We start from the raw sequence: 14,339 nt of genomic DNA, 5'->3' as shown, positions 1-14,339 counted from the left end.
GTGCTCCCCGCGCAGGCGGGGATGAGCCCTCGACGGTAAGCCCCGCGTCAAGCGGCAAGTGGTGCTCCCCGCGCAGGCGGGGATGAGCCCTCGGTAATGCTCTTCCTTTGCCGTCCCATCTCGTGCTCCCCGCGCAGGCGGGGATGAGCCGTTGAGTAGGCCGATCTGCTCGGCAATTGTCTTGTGCTCCCCGCGCAGGCGGGGATGAGCCCCAGAGCAAGCCAGCGCAGGCTGCAATCGAAGAGTGCTCCCCGCACAGGCGGGGATGAGCCGGGGCCGTCACCCTCGTCGATCACCCCGTACTCGTGCTCCCCGCACAGGCGGGGATGAGCCCCGCGCACCGCGTCTAATCAGATTGAGCCCCATGTGCTCCCCGCACGCGCGGGGATGAGCCGTCGTCGCCAAGGGCGGGCCCGAATACCAGCAGGTGCTCCCCGCACGAGCGGGGATGAGCCCGAAGCGTCGAACCCGCGGTTCACCGTCACCCTGTGCTCCCCGCACGAGCGGGGATGAGCCCTTGATGCCCTACTTGAGCGGATCGCGAGCAATGTGTTCCCCGCGCGAGCGGGGATGAGCCCGCGTCAGGTCCGTCAATCTTGTCATGCACGTCGTGCTCCCCGCGCGAGCGGGGATGAGCCGCAGAGGTCGAATTACGCCGCAACGAGACCAGCGTGCTTCCCGCGTGAGCAGGGATGAGTCCTTGCGCGCAAGCTCGAGAACTCGCTCTTCCACGTGCTCCCCGCGTTGGCGGGGATGAACCCCGTTTGATGGCAGCAATGCGCGCCTTGGGATTGTGCTCCCCGCGCTAGCAGGAGTGAGCCTCACCTCGAGGTCTCGGAGCGCGTGCTCGAGCTACGCCCCCTCCCCATCCATGCCACAATGGCGTTATGCACATCTACTTCTCCTCCGTCTATGGGTCTACGCGGCAGTACGCTGAGGAGCTCGCGCGTCGTCTAGGCACGACAGCGCAGGAGATTCCTGACCCCGCCGAAGTGTCCGCGGCCGCCGAAGAAGGCCCCATTATCGTCCTCGCACCGGCGCACGGACCGATGAACGCTGCGGCCAAGTTCGCAAAAGCGCTACCTGAGCAGACGACCGAGGCCCGCCCCACCTGCGTCGTCACGGTGGGGATGACGCTGGACCATGTGGTACAAGAAGCGGATCCGACGGCAGAGCTGCTCGGCGACCGGGCCAGCAAAATCCAACGCTTCTACTTGCCCGGCCGCCTGAATTACTCCGAACTCACCGCCGCCCACGCGGGCGTGATGCGTGGGATCATCGGCGCGCTCAAGTTGAAGCCTCGGAAATCGGAGAATGAGCGCGCGATGATCGAGGGCTACAAGAAGGACACTGACCGGGTTGATCTTTCGCGGCTCGACGAGATCGTCGCGTGGTGCGAGGCGTCCAAAAACAATTAAAAAGATATCGCAACAATTCGCCTAACAGCCAAAACGCCAAAACCCGGCCCTAAAAACCACCGCTATATCTTTTCTATATCTTTTTGCGCCCACAAAAACTGCAAAAAAGAATTCCCTGGGGAAATGCAGGCCCACCCCGCGGCCGCGGCACGCGCTGGATCAAGGCATAACCGCCAAGAAAACAAATAAAAAAGATATCGCAACAATTCGCCTACCAGCCAAAACGTCGAAAACCGGCCCCAAAATCCGCCCCTATATCTTTCCTATATCTTTTTGCGCTCACAAAACGGCGAAAAAAGAATTTGCTGGGAAAACGTGGGCGGCGTAGCCGTCGATAAGCAATCGCCCCTCTGCACGGGTGGCCTACTACACTGCATACCTATGACTGAGGCGAATACTCCCGCGAACTCCCACACCGACGGCCCCGCGTACCGCTACGGCGCGGCGCTGGCTAATGACATTGAGCAGCGTTGGCAGGCGTACTGGCGCGAGCACGGCACCTTTAACGCTCCGAACCCGGTCGGCGACCTGGCTACCGGCGGGGAGCTGCCGAAGGAGAAGCTCAACGTCCAGGACATGTTCCCGTACCCCTCGGGCGCGGGCCTGCACGTGGGGCACCCGCTGGGCTACATCGCTACCGACGTCTACGCTCGCTACAACCGCATGCTGGGCAAGAACGTCCTGCACACGCTGGGCTACGACGCCTTCGGTCTGCCGGCGGAGCAGTACGCCATCCAGACGGGTACGCACCCGCGGACGACGACGGAGAAGAACATTGAGAACATGACCCGCCAGCTGGATCAGCTGGGCCTGGGCCATGATCGCCGTCGCTCGGTGGCCACGACGGATCCAGAGTTTTACAAGTGGACGCAGTGGATCTTCCTGCAGATTTATAACGCCTGGTTTGATGAGGAGCAGCAGAAGGCCCGCCCGATCGAGGATCTGGTGCGGGACCTGATGTCGGGGGCTCGCACAACGAAGGACGGTCGCAACTTCCGCGACCTGACCACGGCGGAAAAGCACAAGGCTATCGACGCCTTCCGGTTGGTCTACCTCGATGAGTCCATGGTCAACTGGTGCCCGGGCCTGGGCACGGTCCTGGCCAACGAGGAGGTCACGGCGGACGGGCGTTCGGAGCGTGGCAACTTCCCGGTCTTCCGCAAGCGTCTGCGCCAGTGGATGATGCGCATCACCGCCTACTCGGATCGCCTGCTGGATGATCTGGAGCTGCTCGACTGGCCGGAGAAGGTCAAGAGCATGCAGCGCAACTGGATCGGCCGCTCCCGCGGCGCCGACGTCAACTTCGCCTCCCCGGCGGGCGACCTCACCGTCTTCACCACCCGTCCGGACACGCTGTTCGGCGCGACCTACATGGTGCTCGCGCCGGAGCACGAGCTTGTCGACGAGCTGCTGGCCGACACGTACCCCGAGGGCACCGACGAGCGCTGGACCTACGGCAAGGCCACTCCGCGCGAGGCGGTGGACGCTTACAAGCGCGCGATCGCCGCGAAGTCGGATGTGGAGCGTCAGGAGAATAAGGAGAAGACGGGCGTCTTCCTCGGTACGTACGCCACCAACCCGGTGAATGGTCAGCAGGTGCCGATCTTCATCGCGGATTACGTGCTCACCGGCTACGGCACGGGCGCGATCATGGCGGTGCCGGCGCACGACGAGCGCGACTACGAGTTCGCCACCGTCTTCGGCCTGCCGATTGTCCCGGTACTCGATGGCGACGTCTCCGAGGAGGCGTTCACCGGCGACGCCGCCCACATCAACTCGGCCAACGAAGACGGCCTGGACCTGAACGGCCTGGGTAAGGCGGAGGCGATTGAGCGGGTGCTGGCGTGGATCGTCGAGAAGCAAAAGGGCGCGGAGAAGATCCAGTACAAGTTGCGCGACTGGCTGTTCGCCCGCCAGCGCTACTGGGGCGAGCCTTTCCCGATTGTGTACGACGAGAACGGCCAGGCGCACTCCATCCCGGAGGATCAGCTGCCGGTCGAACTGCCGGACGTGGAGGACTACAAGCCGGTGTCCTTCGACCCTGACGACGCGGATTCGGAGCCCTCGCCGCCGCTGGCGAAGGCGAAGGACTGGGTCGAGGTGCGCATGGACCTGGGCGAGGGCGAGCGGACCTACTGGCGCGACACGAACGTCATGCCGCAGTGGGCCGGTTCCTCCTGGTACCAGCTGCGCTACGTCGACCCGACCAACGACAACGCCTTCTGCGACCTGGAGAACGAGCGCTACTGGACGGGCCCGCGCGGCGAGAACGACCCGGGCGGCGTGGACCTGTACGTCGGCGGCGTGGAGCACGCGGTGCTGCACCTGCTGTACGCCCGCTTCTGGCACAAGGTGCTTTATGACCTTGGCTTTGTCACCTCGAAGGAGCCCTACCGCCGCCTGTTCAACCAGGGCTACATCCAGGCATACGCCTACACGGATTCCCGCGGCGTCTACGTCCCGGCTGCCGAAGTGGAGGAGAAGGACGGCAAGTTCTTCTACAACGGCGCCGAGGTCAACCGTGAGTACGGCAAGATGGGCAAGTCGCTGAAGAATGCAGTGGCCCCGGACGACATCGCCGCCGACTTTGGCGCGGACACCCTGCGTGTCTACGAGATGTCGATGGGCCCGCTGGACACTTCCCGCCCGTGGGCGACGAAGGACGTCGTCGGCGCGCACCGCTTCTTGCAGCGTCTGTGGCGCCTGGTGGTCGACGAGGAGACCGGCGAGGTCACTGTCAATGACGCCGAGCTTTCCGAGGACGACGCCAAGCAGCTGCACCGCACCATCGCGGGCGTGCGCGAGGACTACGAGCACCTGCGCGATAACACGGTGGTGGCCAAGCTGATCGAGTACGTCAACTACCTCACCAAGACCTACCCGGACAGCGCCCCGCGCGCCGCGGTGACCCCGCTGGTGCAGATGGTTGCGCCGGTCGCCCCGCACATCGCCGAGGAGCTGTGGGCGAAGCTCGGCCACACCGACACGCTCACGTTCGAACCGTTCCCCACCTTCGACGAGTCGCTGCTTACCGACGACACCGTCGAAGTCCCCGTCCAAATCAATGGCAAGGTCAAGGCGCGCATCGATGTCGCCGTCGACGCCTCCAAGGAGGACATGGAGCGCACTGCGCTTGCCGACGCCCGCGTGGCCGAACTCACCGACGGCAAAACCATCGTCAAGACGATCGTGGTGCCGGGCCGCATGGTCAACCTTGTGGTGGAGTAGGGGAGAGGTGAACGCGCCCTGTCCGCTTCCTGTGGGCGGGCAGGGTGCGCGAAACGGCTGTTATTATCGGCCGCATGACTACACCGAACGACGGAAACACCAACCCGAACGGCGCAGGCGGCTCGAGCCCCTACGGGGGTTTCGAGCCGTACCCGGATAACCCGGCCGGCAGCCATCCGGAAAACGCTGGCTCTTCAGCGTGGCCCGGATCCGAGCAGAGCTCGTACGGTCAAAACGGATACGGCCAGAACGGATACGATCAGCAGAGCTTTGACCAGTTCGACGTCAACGCCGCGGCCGGAGCCGCAGGTGCCACCGCGCTGCGTTACCACGGCCAGCAGCTTGTCGACGGCACGTACGGCGACGGCACCACCCCGCACCCCATCAACGATCCGGCCAACAACGGCTTCACGCACACCAAGGGCACCGGCAAGCTCCGCGTGATGGAGGCGCTGTCCTGGGCGTTTAAGACCACCTCCGGCAACTGGCAGACCTGGCTGCTCTTCGGCCTGCTCGCGGCAGTGTTCATGGCGGCGAGCGCCTTTGAGCCGACCGGCCTGCTCAGCCTGCTCTCCATCTTCATTTACCCGCTGGTGTGGTCGGCGGGACTGCAGCAGACGCTGTCGCGCAAGTTCAGCCTGGGCCAGGTGAAGGCCCCCACCTACGGCAAGACGCTCGGCATGTCTGTGGTCGTGGGGTTGATCGTGTTCGCGCTGATTCTGGTAGTCGCGCTGATTGCGGGTATCGGCATTTTCTCTAGCCTGGATCCGAGCACACTGCCGGACGATCTCGCAGTGATTGAAGAGGATCCGATGGCCATTGGGCCGCTGGTGAGCCGCCTCGCCGGCCTGATTGGCGTCATCATGCTGGTCGCGCTGTTGCTCGCCCCGTTCTTCGCTATGCAGACCTTCTACGCTGCTGACAACGCCGGTTCCTTCGGCGAGGCGATGAAGGCGGGCTTCGCCGCGGGCAAGCGCAACTACCTGCCGCTGCTGGGCATGTCGCTTCTGAACGGCCTGCTGATCGGCTTCGGCTCGCTGCTGGCCTTCGTCGGCCTGATCGTCACCGCGCCGGTGGTCATCCTGGCCATGGCACACGCCTACCGCCAGATCTCCGGCGGCCCGGTCCCAGCCGAGTCCGCGACGCAGACCTACTAAGCAAGCGGCCCCAACTCATCCCAGTACCCATGGACACCCCACAGCCCAGGCCGATCCGCGGCTTCGCCGTGCTCCCGGCCTACGCCTGGGCCGCCCGCGAGCTGTTCGCGGGCTGGCGGCTGTGGGTACCCATCATGCTGGTCGTCTGTCTGCTCGCCGCGGCCCTGCCACTGTTGGGCGGGATCTTCACGCCCGTGCTGCTTGCGGTGGCGGTGCAGCACTCGGCCAACCCGAACCTGGAGCTTGGGCAGGTCACCTACTCCAGCTCCTTCCGCGTCATCGTCATGGCGGCGATCTTCGCCGGCTTTACCGCGATCTACGCGCTCATGACCTTCGGCATTTTCCTCGCGGTCGGGCTGCGGGACTTCCCCGCATCCTCGCCCTCGAACGTCGCCTACGGGCTCCTTGAGCCCGAATTCTTCGCGCTCTACGTCGCCGTCGGCCTCTTCGCCGTGGTGCTCGCGCTGTGCGCGTTTACCTTCACCTTTGCCGCCGACGAGCGCTTCACACTCACAGAGGCCGCCACCCTAGGCCTGGCCGCGAGCGCGAAGAACCTGGACAAGGTGCTCCTCGCGCTCCTCATCGCCGTGATCCCCTTCGCAGTCGGCGTCTACCTGCGCACCCTCATCCCGCACGAGTACGCGCGCCTGTCCGCGTTCATCTGGGTGCCGATCATCGCGTTTGTCTCGCTCGCATTCGCGCACGGCTACCGCCAAGTAGCGGCCCAAGTAGTGCCACAGCCGCGCCTCTAACCCCGTGCGCCACCCACACGACCCACACACGGGTACTTCTTGCTAACTTTTAAGGTATGCGCCCCGAGACCAGCACCCTGCCCGCCCCCAGCACCATCAGCGCGGGTTCGGCACTCGCATGGGCCTGGCGCGCAACGATGAAAAACTGGACCACCTGGGTGGTCCTTACCGCCGTCGGCCTCGCCGCCGTCGTGCTCAGCTTCCTTCTCCTGCCGGTGACTACTCCGCTGGTCATCGCCGCGCTCATCCTCCCGCTCGGCTCGGTCAACGTCCTGCGGCAGGCCCGCCAGACCCGCTTCCGGCTGGGCGACGTGCGCGCCACCGAGTACCAGGAAACGCTGCTGACCTCCCTATTCATCGTCGCTGCCTGCGTCGCGGTCTTCGTCGCGTGGTCCACTGTAATCACCGGCGGGCTGGCCGACCTCTTCGCGGCACCCACCACCAACCAGGGCGCACCCTTCTACCAGACTGCCCTGTTCTGGCTGCTCGCCGGCGGGATCCTCGGGATCAACCTGCTCACCCCGCTGCTTTCCATGGTCATGCTGTACGCGGCCGACGCGATGAGCGTGTGGGAGGCCGCCCGCCCCGGCTACCGCGCCGCGAAGCGTAACTACGGCTCGCTGCTGCTCATCAGCCTCGCCGCGACCGCCCTGAACCTGGTGGGTCTCGCGCTCGCCGTGGTCGGCCTGCTCATCACCCTGCCGGTCGGTGCGCTCGCGTTCGGGCACGCCTACCTCCAAGTATCCGGCCAACCGCTTCCCGAGGAAGCTACCAGTAAGTAGCCAGCTTGCGGCGCTATTGTCGCGTGGGTGAAAATCTCTCGCGCCCTGCACACGCTCGCCCTGCTGGTCAGCGTGGTGTTCGTGCTCGCCTTTACCGTCGGTAAGGCCTACATTTCCGTCCCCGGGGTATGGGACGCCGAGGCGCACCAGATCCAGCAGATCCGCCTCGACCCGCTCGTCTCCTTCGAGCACTACCGCGTCTGGTGGGGCCCCTGGTTCAACCTGTTCGGCAACCTCGCCCTCTTCTTTCCCGTGGGCTATCTCGCTTATCGACGTTCCGTCGCCGCCACCACCTGCTTCTGCCTCCTTGCCAGCCTGTCCGTCGAGACCGCGCAATACCTGCTTGCGGCGGGCTACAGCGATATGGACGATTTGCTCTTCAACATCGCGGGCGGCTGGCTCGGCGCTTATGCTGCGCGCCTGCACAAGTCGCCCACCACAGTGTGGCTGTTCATCGCGTGCGCGGTGGTGATCCTCGTTCCCTACTTCGCGCTGGGTGTTGCGCCGCGGTAGGTAGGGTGGGTGGCATGAGCCAAGCACCGACCCCGCCGGAGCCTTCGCGCGGCTGGTTTACGCGCGCGGTGTTTCCCGACGGCACGGAGCCGGACCCGCGCTTTACCCTGGCCAACGAGCGCACCTTCCTCGCCTGGACGCGCACCGCCCTGGCCTTCCTCGCCGGCGGGATCGCGATCGAGGCCTTCGACCTGCCCGGCATCGAGCCCGCCACCCGCACCGTGATCGCGGCGCTGATCGTGGTGCTGGCCATGGCGATCTCGTTGGGCGCGGCGATCCGCTGGGTGCGCCTTGAGCGCGCGCTGCGCCACGGCCGTCCGCTGCCGGCACCCGCGATCGTGCCGGTGCTGGGCGTCGGCATCTTCATCGCTGCCGTCGTCGTGCTGGTGAGCCTGACGTGACCCGCCAGATCCCCGTCGCGGACCCGGGCCTGCAGCCGGAGCGCACCGCTTTATCCTGGGGGCGCACCGCACTGGCCATGCTGGTGTGTTCCTCGGTGCTGATGCGCTGGTCAAGCGCCTACCCCGGCGTGATCTTCACCGTGATCGTGCTGCTGGCGCTAGTCGCTGCGGTGATCATCGCGATGAACCGGCGCTTCTACCGGCACGACGCCGTCCACCTGGCCAACGAGCGCTCCGCGCCGAACACGCCCGCGGTCGCGGCGATGACGCTCGCGATGGGCGTGCTCGGCGGGCTGGGGCTCTACGTCGTCTTCGTGGCTTAAGCGTTCACCTAGTGCTTCCCCCGATTCAGCACCGCGGTGAGCTCCCCGGTAATCACGTTGACATCGCCCATCTCGAATACCCCGCCCAGGACCATGAGGGTGTCCAGGGCATCGTCGATCAAGGGCGAGGCGGGCTCGCGCAGGTCGCCGGTGAGGAACTCCACGACCATGTCCCAGGTCCAGTCGCCGAAGTACTCGGCGCACGCGTCGGCGAATTCCGCCTCACGTCCCACGATCGACGGGTTCGCAAGGAAGTCTGTGCCCTCCGGGGTGCGCAGCAGTGAGTTGCCCACCCGGGTGAGAAAGCCCAACTTTTCCAGCAGGAAGCGCCCGAACACGATGGCATCCCACGTGTCCTCGCGGGGCTGGGAGAGGTACGAGGGGAGGTCGAGGACGTCGATAAGCGAGCGCACAATATTGACCTTCAGCTTGCCGCGCGTGGTCAGGGGTGCTCTCTCCCCGAGCGTCTCTAAGTATTGGGCAAGGACTGGGGAGAAGCCCTTCGGCGCGTGCATATCGACGGCCCCGTCGCCGACGGGCACCATGGTGTCCTCGAAGAACTCCTGGAATGCCGCGATAAGCGTGGGGTTGCTGTGCGGGTTGGGGTCCGTGTCCAGGATTTCCTTGAGGTCGGGGCGCTGTTCGATGAAGGCATCGAGAAGCATGGTCAGGTCCTGGTCCGGCAGGTCGTCGAAGTGAGGCGGCTGCGCGCTCGGCACGTCGAGCTCCTCGCCCACGAAACCCATGCGGGTGGCCACCGCGACCTGGTCGACCACGCTGAGCCGGTCGAGCATCCGATCCGGGGTCATCACCGGCAGGCACCCGAGCAAAAGCGGCGTGATCTCCATGTTCGGCGGCAGCCCTGCCGCCAGGTTGCGGGCCTCCTCGTGCAGACGCGTCATCATCTCCGGGCCGTTGGCGGTCTCCACCACGTCCGGGCCCTGCGCGTGCACGAGCAGCGGGGTGGGGCCCTCCAGGCCGGATTGGCCGATGCGGCGGACGTTCACGTTCCAATTCGCGGTCGGGTCGTAGACGTAGAGCAGCGGCGGCATGTCGCCGACCTGCATCGAGCTCATGGAGCGCTCGCCCGGGCCGGGGTTTTCCGCGAACACCTCCCGCTTCGTCTCGTCCTCGTGGATGAAGAGGTGCCCGGCAGCGCCGGAGAACCCGAGCGAGGCGTCGATAATCTGCGCCAGGCGACTCAAGTCCAAGTCGGATTCCACATTCACGCACCGACTGATCTCAGGTCGGGCCCCCTCCACGGTGAACAGCATTGTGACGATCATGCCCACCAGCCTACGTGCCGCAGCGCCCACACACACAGGCTTAGCGGCGGAGCGCAACCCACCAGGAAAGAAAACGCGCGGCGCACAGGCACCAGTGCACAATCAGCAGCGCGGGCAGCACTGTGGCAACCGTGCTGAGCCAGTCCAAGTCCCACGCCTGGGCCAGCGAATACCCGCCCACCCCGATCGCCCCGGTGGGGAAGGTCGACGCCCACCAGGCGGGCGAGTAGTCCACCCATTTCAGCACGGCGGGGTAGAAGTGCCACATGGCAAACAGCGCCATGGGGATGGCCAGGATGAGCAAGGCGCTGCCCACCACAACCTCCACGCGGGTGCCAAACAGCAGCGCGATCGCGGAGGTGGACTGGCCCACCACCCCCAGCGGGATCCACGTCGTCGCTGCGGCAGGTCCATGGATGTCAGCCTCGCCGCGAAAAGCCGCAAGATAGACGCGGAAAAACAGCGGGTAGGCGGCGATCACCGCCAGGATCATGCAGCCAATTCCCAGCGCCCAGTAGGCGCGCTGCCCGGTCAGCTCGGCGATCGAGCCCGCGGTATTCGACGCCATAATGGGGCCGACCAGCGGCAGCCCCCACGCAAAGTTCGGCGTGCCGCTAAAGCGCCGCAGCTGGTTCGCGTACGCCACCAGGCACAGCGGCGCGCCGACCCAAAACCCTACAAGGATGCACCAGTGCGCGCCCGTGAGCTTGGTCCACGCGGTGCCGAGCGCCATGATGCCGATAAACCACATCGCCCACGGCGCCATGAGGTCCTGGTGGAAGTGCGGGGTGCGGTAGACGGCGAAGCCAACCAAGAGCAGCACGAAGATCGCCGCGCCCAGGATGGCAAAGGGCCAGGCCACAAGGCGCAGCCCGCTGGTGAGCATAAGGGTTGCCATAAGGGATGTGCCCATCAGGCTGCCGCCCCACGCGGGCCCTGGTGGTGGCAGGGTGTCGAAGGTCAGCCCGCGGTTCATCGACGACGCGCCGGGCTACCGCCCAAAACCACAGCCACCGCCTGCTGCGCTGCGGTGTTTTTCACCGCGTGGGTTGCAAATCCTTCTCGCGTACGCCCGAAGGAGCCGGCGGGCACGGCGACGTTGTCAAAGCGCAACCCCTCGGTGCAGGCCACCATCGCGTACGCGAGCTCCTCGTCGCAGACAAAGGCGATCTCCGCGCCGGGTTCCACGACCAGCGCGGCCGCACACAAACTCTCCGGAAGCGACAGCGGCGAGCGCTGTCCAAACAGCGAGCCGGCCAACACGTAGGCCTCGCCGCTGACACGGGTGGTCACCGAGCGCAGCGTGAAAGGCTCCGGGGTAAACGCACCGGAAGCCTCCGGACCGTCGTAGTCCAGCTCCAGCTCGCCGAAGCGCAGGGTTGTCCCCGCCACTTCAGCACGGCCCTCCACAGCATCTGTGCGCGAAGGCAGCTCGATGCCGCTCCATGCGCCCACTACGTTGCTCATTTCGGTGCTCATACGGGTATGGTACCTGCCGTGCAAAAACTTTCACCCGGGCTGTTGGTGGCCCTCGCGTTCTTCTCCTCGGTCGCCCCGTTCGGCATCGACATGTACTTGCCGGCCATGCCCACGATCACAGAGGAGCTGGGCACCACCCCGGCTATCGCGCAGCTGACCATTTCCGGGTTCATGCTGGGCATGGCGCTGGGCAACCTGGTCTTTGGCGCGATCTCTGATAGCACGGGGCGAAAGTCACCAATCGTGGCGGCCTCCGCGGTCTTCCTCGCGGCGTCGGTTGCCTGTGCGCTCGCGCCGGGCATCTGGCCGCTCATCGCAGCCCGCTTCATCCAGGGCCTGGCCGCGGGCTGCCTGGAGGCCGTCTCGCGCGCGGTGGTACCGGACGTCTCTCACGGCAAGCAAGCGGCCCGCGCGTTTTCCGGACTGATGGCGCTGACCGGTTTTGTCCCGGCGATCGCCCCGATCATCGGCGGCACCATGTTGCCCGTCGTCGGCTGGCGCGGCGTGTTCTGGCTGCTTGTGGCCCTCAACGTCGTCCAGGCCATCCTCGCTTTCCGCATGTCGGAAACCCTGCCCGAGGAGAAGCGCTCGGCGGGCGTGCTGCGCTCGATGTTCCCTCGCATGTGGCTGTGCCTGCGCCGCCCCGCGTTCGTCGGCTACATGCTCGCCGGCAGCCTCGGCTTCGGCGCACTGTTCGCCTACATCGCGGCCTCGCCGCTGGTCCTGCAGTCACAGCTGGGCCTGGGCAGCACCGCCTACGGCCTGATCTTCGGCGGCATGGCCCTGCTCATCCCCGTCTCCAACACGCTGAACATGCGCGCCCTGCGCGCCAAGCACCCGCGCTCGCTGCTCGTCGGGGCCCTGCTTATCGACGCCTGCATCGCCCTCATCCTCCTCCCCTTCGCCCTGACCACCCCGACGCTGTGGGCGCTGCCCTTCTTCGCCGTCCTGTCACTGATGGGCGGGTTCATCATGGCGAACGCTTCCGCGCTCGCCGTGGAGGAAGTCCGCGACATCGGCACCGGCGCGGGCTCGGGCGCGCTCGGCTTCTGCCAGTTCATCATCGCCGCCGCGATGCCCCCGCTGGTTGCCCTGGGCGCGAACCACATGCTCTCCATGGCGCTGGGCACGCTTGGCTGCGCCGTGCTTGCCGCGGCGGCCGTGCTCGGCCTGACAAAGCAGCGCGAACTTAAATAATGCGGCGTTCCCGGGCCTTGTCCACAGCCGCGGTCCGGTTATCCACGCCCAGCTTGGAGTAGATGTGGATCAGGTGCGTCTTCACGGTCGCCTCCGAGATAAACAGGCTGGCCGCCATCTGCTTATTCGACGCCCCGGTCTGCAGCGCCTTGAGGATCTCAATCTCGCGCGCTGACAGCGCCTCCTCCGGCCGCATCACACGCTCCGCGAGCACGCCCGCCACCTGTGCGGAAAGCACGCGTTCACGGTTCGCGGCCTTCACCACCGCGTCGTGCAGCTCGTCCTCAGGCGCGTCCTTGAGCAGGTAGCCCAGTGCGCCCGCCTCCACCGCGGCCACCACGTCGGCCTGTGTGTCGTAGGTGGTCAGGATGAGCACGGGCGGTCCGCCCGCGGCGACGGCGCGCCGGGTGACCTCGATGCCGTCCACGTTGGGCATCTGGATATCACTGACAATGACGTCGACACCCTCGGGGATTTCTGCCGTCCCGTCAGCACCTTCCGCGACAACCTCGATGTCCCCAAAGGAGTTGAGGACTGCGCGGAGTCCAGCGCGGACGACCGGGTGGTCGTCGATAAGCATGACCCGAATCATTGTGCCTCCTTGAGTTGGGCGGGAATGGTGGCCGCGAGCACATTGCCCTCGACCGAAAGCTCGCCGCCGGCCTCCTCGACGCGGGCGCGCAGGCCGCGCAGCCCGAAGCCCTCCGGCCCGGACATGCCGCGGCCGTTATCAAAGACGTCGACGGTGATCGTCTCTCCCAGCTTATCCACCGTCACCACCGCCTTGGTGGCGTGCGCGTGGCGCACCACGTTGCTCAAGCCCTCACGCACCACGCGCTCGGCCACCTCCACGGCCGGGCCCACCACGTCGACCACGTTGACCTGCACCTCGAGTGTTTCGCCGAGCGCACGCTGCCGGTCCTCGGCCGCCTTCGCCAGCTCGCGGACCTGCTCGGGCAGGGTGCGCCGCGGCGGCTGCGCGCTGCCGCCCTCGGCGTTGACGGCGACAAAGCGGCGCGCCTCCGCCAGGTTCTCCGCCGCGACCTCGCGGATGGTGGTGAGGATCTCGCGCGCAGCGTCCGCGGTGGCGTCGTCAAGCTGCTTGTCCAGCGCCCGGCCGAGCAGCACGATGGAGCTTAAGCCCTGCGCCATCGTGTCGTGCACCTCGCGTGACAGGCGGGCGCGCTCCTCCGCGGCGCCGCGGGAGCGCTCCGCCACCTCCAGCTCGAGCGCGAGCTGTTTGTAGTGCTCGGCCTCCCCGCGCAGCATGGTGTAGGAGTGGACGATGATCACCGCGAGCACCGTGCCGATGGCTGGGCCGATCGCCCCGCTGATGCCCGAGGCGGGCACCGTAATCGCCAGGGTGGCGGCGAGTAAGACGGCGGACAGCGCCAGGCCCGCCGCGGTGGGCAGTAGGAACACGCCGAGCATGACCAGGGGGAACTCCAACCACACGTAAGCTTCGGAGCGGTAGGCCAGCCAGCCCCACAGCGCGACGATGACCGCCAGCCACGCCCAGGTTGCGCGCGTGCTGAACTCCACCCCGCGGTTATAGGGCGCGGTGCCGGCGAGGTAGCACGCGCCGAAGACTAACGCGAGCGGGTCGAAGTCGGCGATGAGTCCTACCAGCAGCAGGACCGCGACGAGGATGTGCAGGCTCACGCGCAGCACGGCGAGGATTCGGTTGGTGTATTGCACGCGTCCAAGCCTAACGGCGTTTGCGTTCCACCCAGCCCGGTCGGGTAGGAATCAACCGAATGGTTGAGTGGAAGTTCCACCACGCGCCCGATGTATATAAGCCCA

The 14,339-nt window shown here is 66.2% G+C and carries 14 protein-coding genes; 9 read left to right on the top strand and 5 right to left on the bottom strand.

Annotation, left to right across the window (positions count from 1 at the left end; translation table 11 throughout):
- Nucleotides 1-887: 887 nt before the first annotated feature.
- The 8 genes from HMPREF2550_RS11490 to HMPREF2550_RS11455 all read left to right on the top strand — a co-directional run bounded on the left by HMPREF2550_RS11490 (nt 888) and on the right by HMPREF2550_RS11455 (nt 8,574).
- Nucleotides 888-1,418 (top strand): flavodoxin domain-containing protein, encoded by a 531-nt coding sequence (locus HMPREF2550_RS11490; RefSeq protein ID WP_070791251.1) that lies wholly within the window; start codon nt 888-890, stop codon nt 1,416-1,418.
- 381 nt (nt 1,419-1,799) lie between these two features.
- Nucleotides 1,800-4,646, top strand: a complete 2,847-nt coding sequence (leuS, locus tag HMPREF2550_RS11485) for a leucine--tRNA ligase (protein WP_070791249.1) — start codon at nt 1,800-1,802, stop codon at nt 4,644-4,646.
- Nucleotides 4,647-4,720: 74 nt separating this feature from the next.
- Nucleotides 4,721-5,803, top strand: coding sequence for a DUF2189 domain-containing protein (locus tag HMPREF2550_RS11480; RefSeq protein WP_141760604.1), 1,083 nt, complete (start codon nt 4,721-4,723; stop codon nt 5,801-5,803).
- A gap of 29 nt (nt 5,804-5,832) precedes the next feature.
- Nucleotides 5,833-6,555, top strand: a complete 723-nt coding sequence (locus tag HMPREF2550_RS11475; RefSeq protein ID WP_070791244.1) for a hypothetical protein — start codon at nt 5,833-5,835, stop codon at nt 6,553-6,555.
- Nucleotides 6,556-6,611: 56 nt separating this feature from the next.
- Nucleotides 6,612-7,337, top strand: coding sequence for a hypothetical protein (locus tag HMPREF2550_RS11470; protein ID WP_070791243.1), 726 nt, complete (start codon nt 6,612-6,614; stop codon nt 7,335-7,337).
- A 27-nt stretch (nt 7,338-7,364) separates the two neighbouring features.
- Nucleotides 7,365-7,850, top strand: a complete 486-nt coding sequence (locus tag HMPREF2550_RS11465; RefSeq protein ID WP_070791240.1) for a VanZ family protein — start codon at nt 7,365-7,367, stop codon at nt 7,848-7,850.
- Nucleotides 7,851-7,864: 14 nt separating this feature from the next.
- Entirely contained in the window at nt 7,865-8,251 is a 387-nt protein-coding gene (locus HMPREF2550_RS11460) for a YidH family protein (RefSeq protein WP_070791238.1), read from the top strand.
- The gene (locus HMPREF2550_RS11455; protein ID WP_070791236.1) at nt 8,248-8,574 is read left to right on the top strand and encodes a DUF202 domain-containing protein; all 327 of its coding nucleotides are present in this window, start codon (nt 8,248-8,250) and stop codon (nt 8,572-8,574) included. The genes HMPREF2550_RS11460 and HMPREF2550_RS11455 overlap by 4 nt, the downstream gene beginning before the upstream one ends.
- An 8-nt stretch (nt 8,575-8,582) precedes the next feature.
- Here the strand turns inward: HMPREF2550_RS11455 and HMPREF2550_RS11450 are convergent, their stop codons facing one another.
- The 3 genes from HMPREF2550_RS11450 to HMPREF2550_RS11440 are packed head-to-tail and all read right to left on the bottom strand — an operon-like array spanning nt 8,583 to nt 11,327.
- Nucleotides 8,583-9,860 (bottom strand): IS1096 element passenger TnpR family protein, encoded by a 1,278-nt coding sequence (locus tag HMPREF2550_RS11450; protein WP_070791234.1) that lies wholly within the window; start codon nt 9,858-9,860, stop codon nt 8,583-8,585.
- 40 nt (nt 9,861-9,900) lie between these two features.
- Nucleotides 9,901-10,836 carry an SLAC1 family transporter gene (locus HMPREF2550_RS11445; RefSeq protein WP_083319915.1) on the bottom strand — a complete coding sequence of 312 codons (936 nt, stop codon included), beginning with the start codon at nt 10,834-10,836 and terminating at the stop codon, nt 9,901-9,903.
- Nucleotides 10,833-11,327 carry a pirin family protein gene (locus HMPREF2550_RS11440; RefSeq protein ID WP_141760603.1) on the bottom strand — a complete coding sequence of 165 codons (495 nt, stop codon included), beginning with the start codon at nt 11,325-11,327 and terminating at the stop codon, nt 10,833-10,835. Before HMPREF2550_RS11440 ends, HMPREF2550_RS11445 begins: the two co-directional genes overlap by 4 nt.
- Before the next feature lie 30 nt (nt 11,328-11,357).
- Between HMPREF2550_RS11440 and HMPREF2550_RS11435 the strand changes: the two genes are divergently transcribed.
- Nucleotides 11,358-12,536: a multidrug effflux MFS transporter gene (locus tag HMPREF2550_RS11435; RefSeq protein WP_246819820.1), complete on the top strand. Its 1,179-nt coding sequence runs from the start codon at nt 11,358-11,360 to the stop codon at nt 12,534-12,536.
- On the opposite strand, the gene HMPREF2550_RS11430 is transcribed toward HMPREF2550_RS11435, so the two are convergent.
- A complete protein-coding gene (locus HMPREF2550_RS11430) occupies nt 12,529-13,128 on the bottom strand; it encodes a response regulator (protein ID WP_070791227.1) in 600 nt (199 codons plus the stop codon). The genes HMPREF2550_RS11435 and HMPREF2550_RS11430 overlap by 8 nt on opposite strands.
- Complete coding sequence (locus tag HMPREF2550_RS11425; RefSeq protein WP_070791225.1) at nt 13,125-14,234, bottom strand: sensor histidine kinase; 1,110 nt, start codon at nt 14,232-14,234, stop codon at nt 13,125-13,127. The genes HMPREF2550_RS11430 and HMPREF2550_RS11425 overlap by 4 nt, the downstream gene beginning before the upstream one ends.
- Nucleotides 14,235-14,339 lie beyond the last annotated feature (105 nt).

The organism is Corynebacterium sp. HMSC074A01, from assembly GCF_001831515.1.
GTDB lineage: Bacteria > Actinomycetota > Actinomycetes > Mycobacteriales > Mycobacteriaceae > Corynebacterium.
The sequence above is the reverse complement of the archived record's forward strand: the minus strand, read 5'-3'. Positions and strand labels throughout refer to the sequence as shown.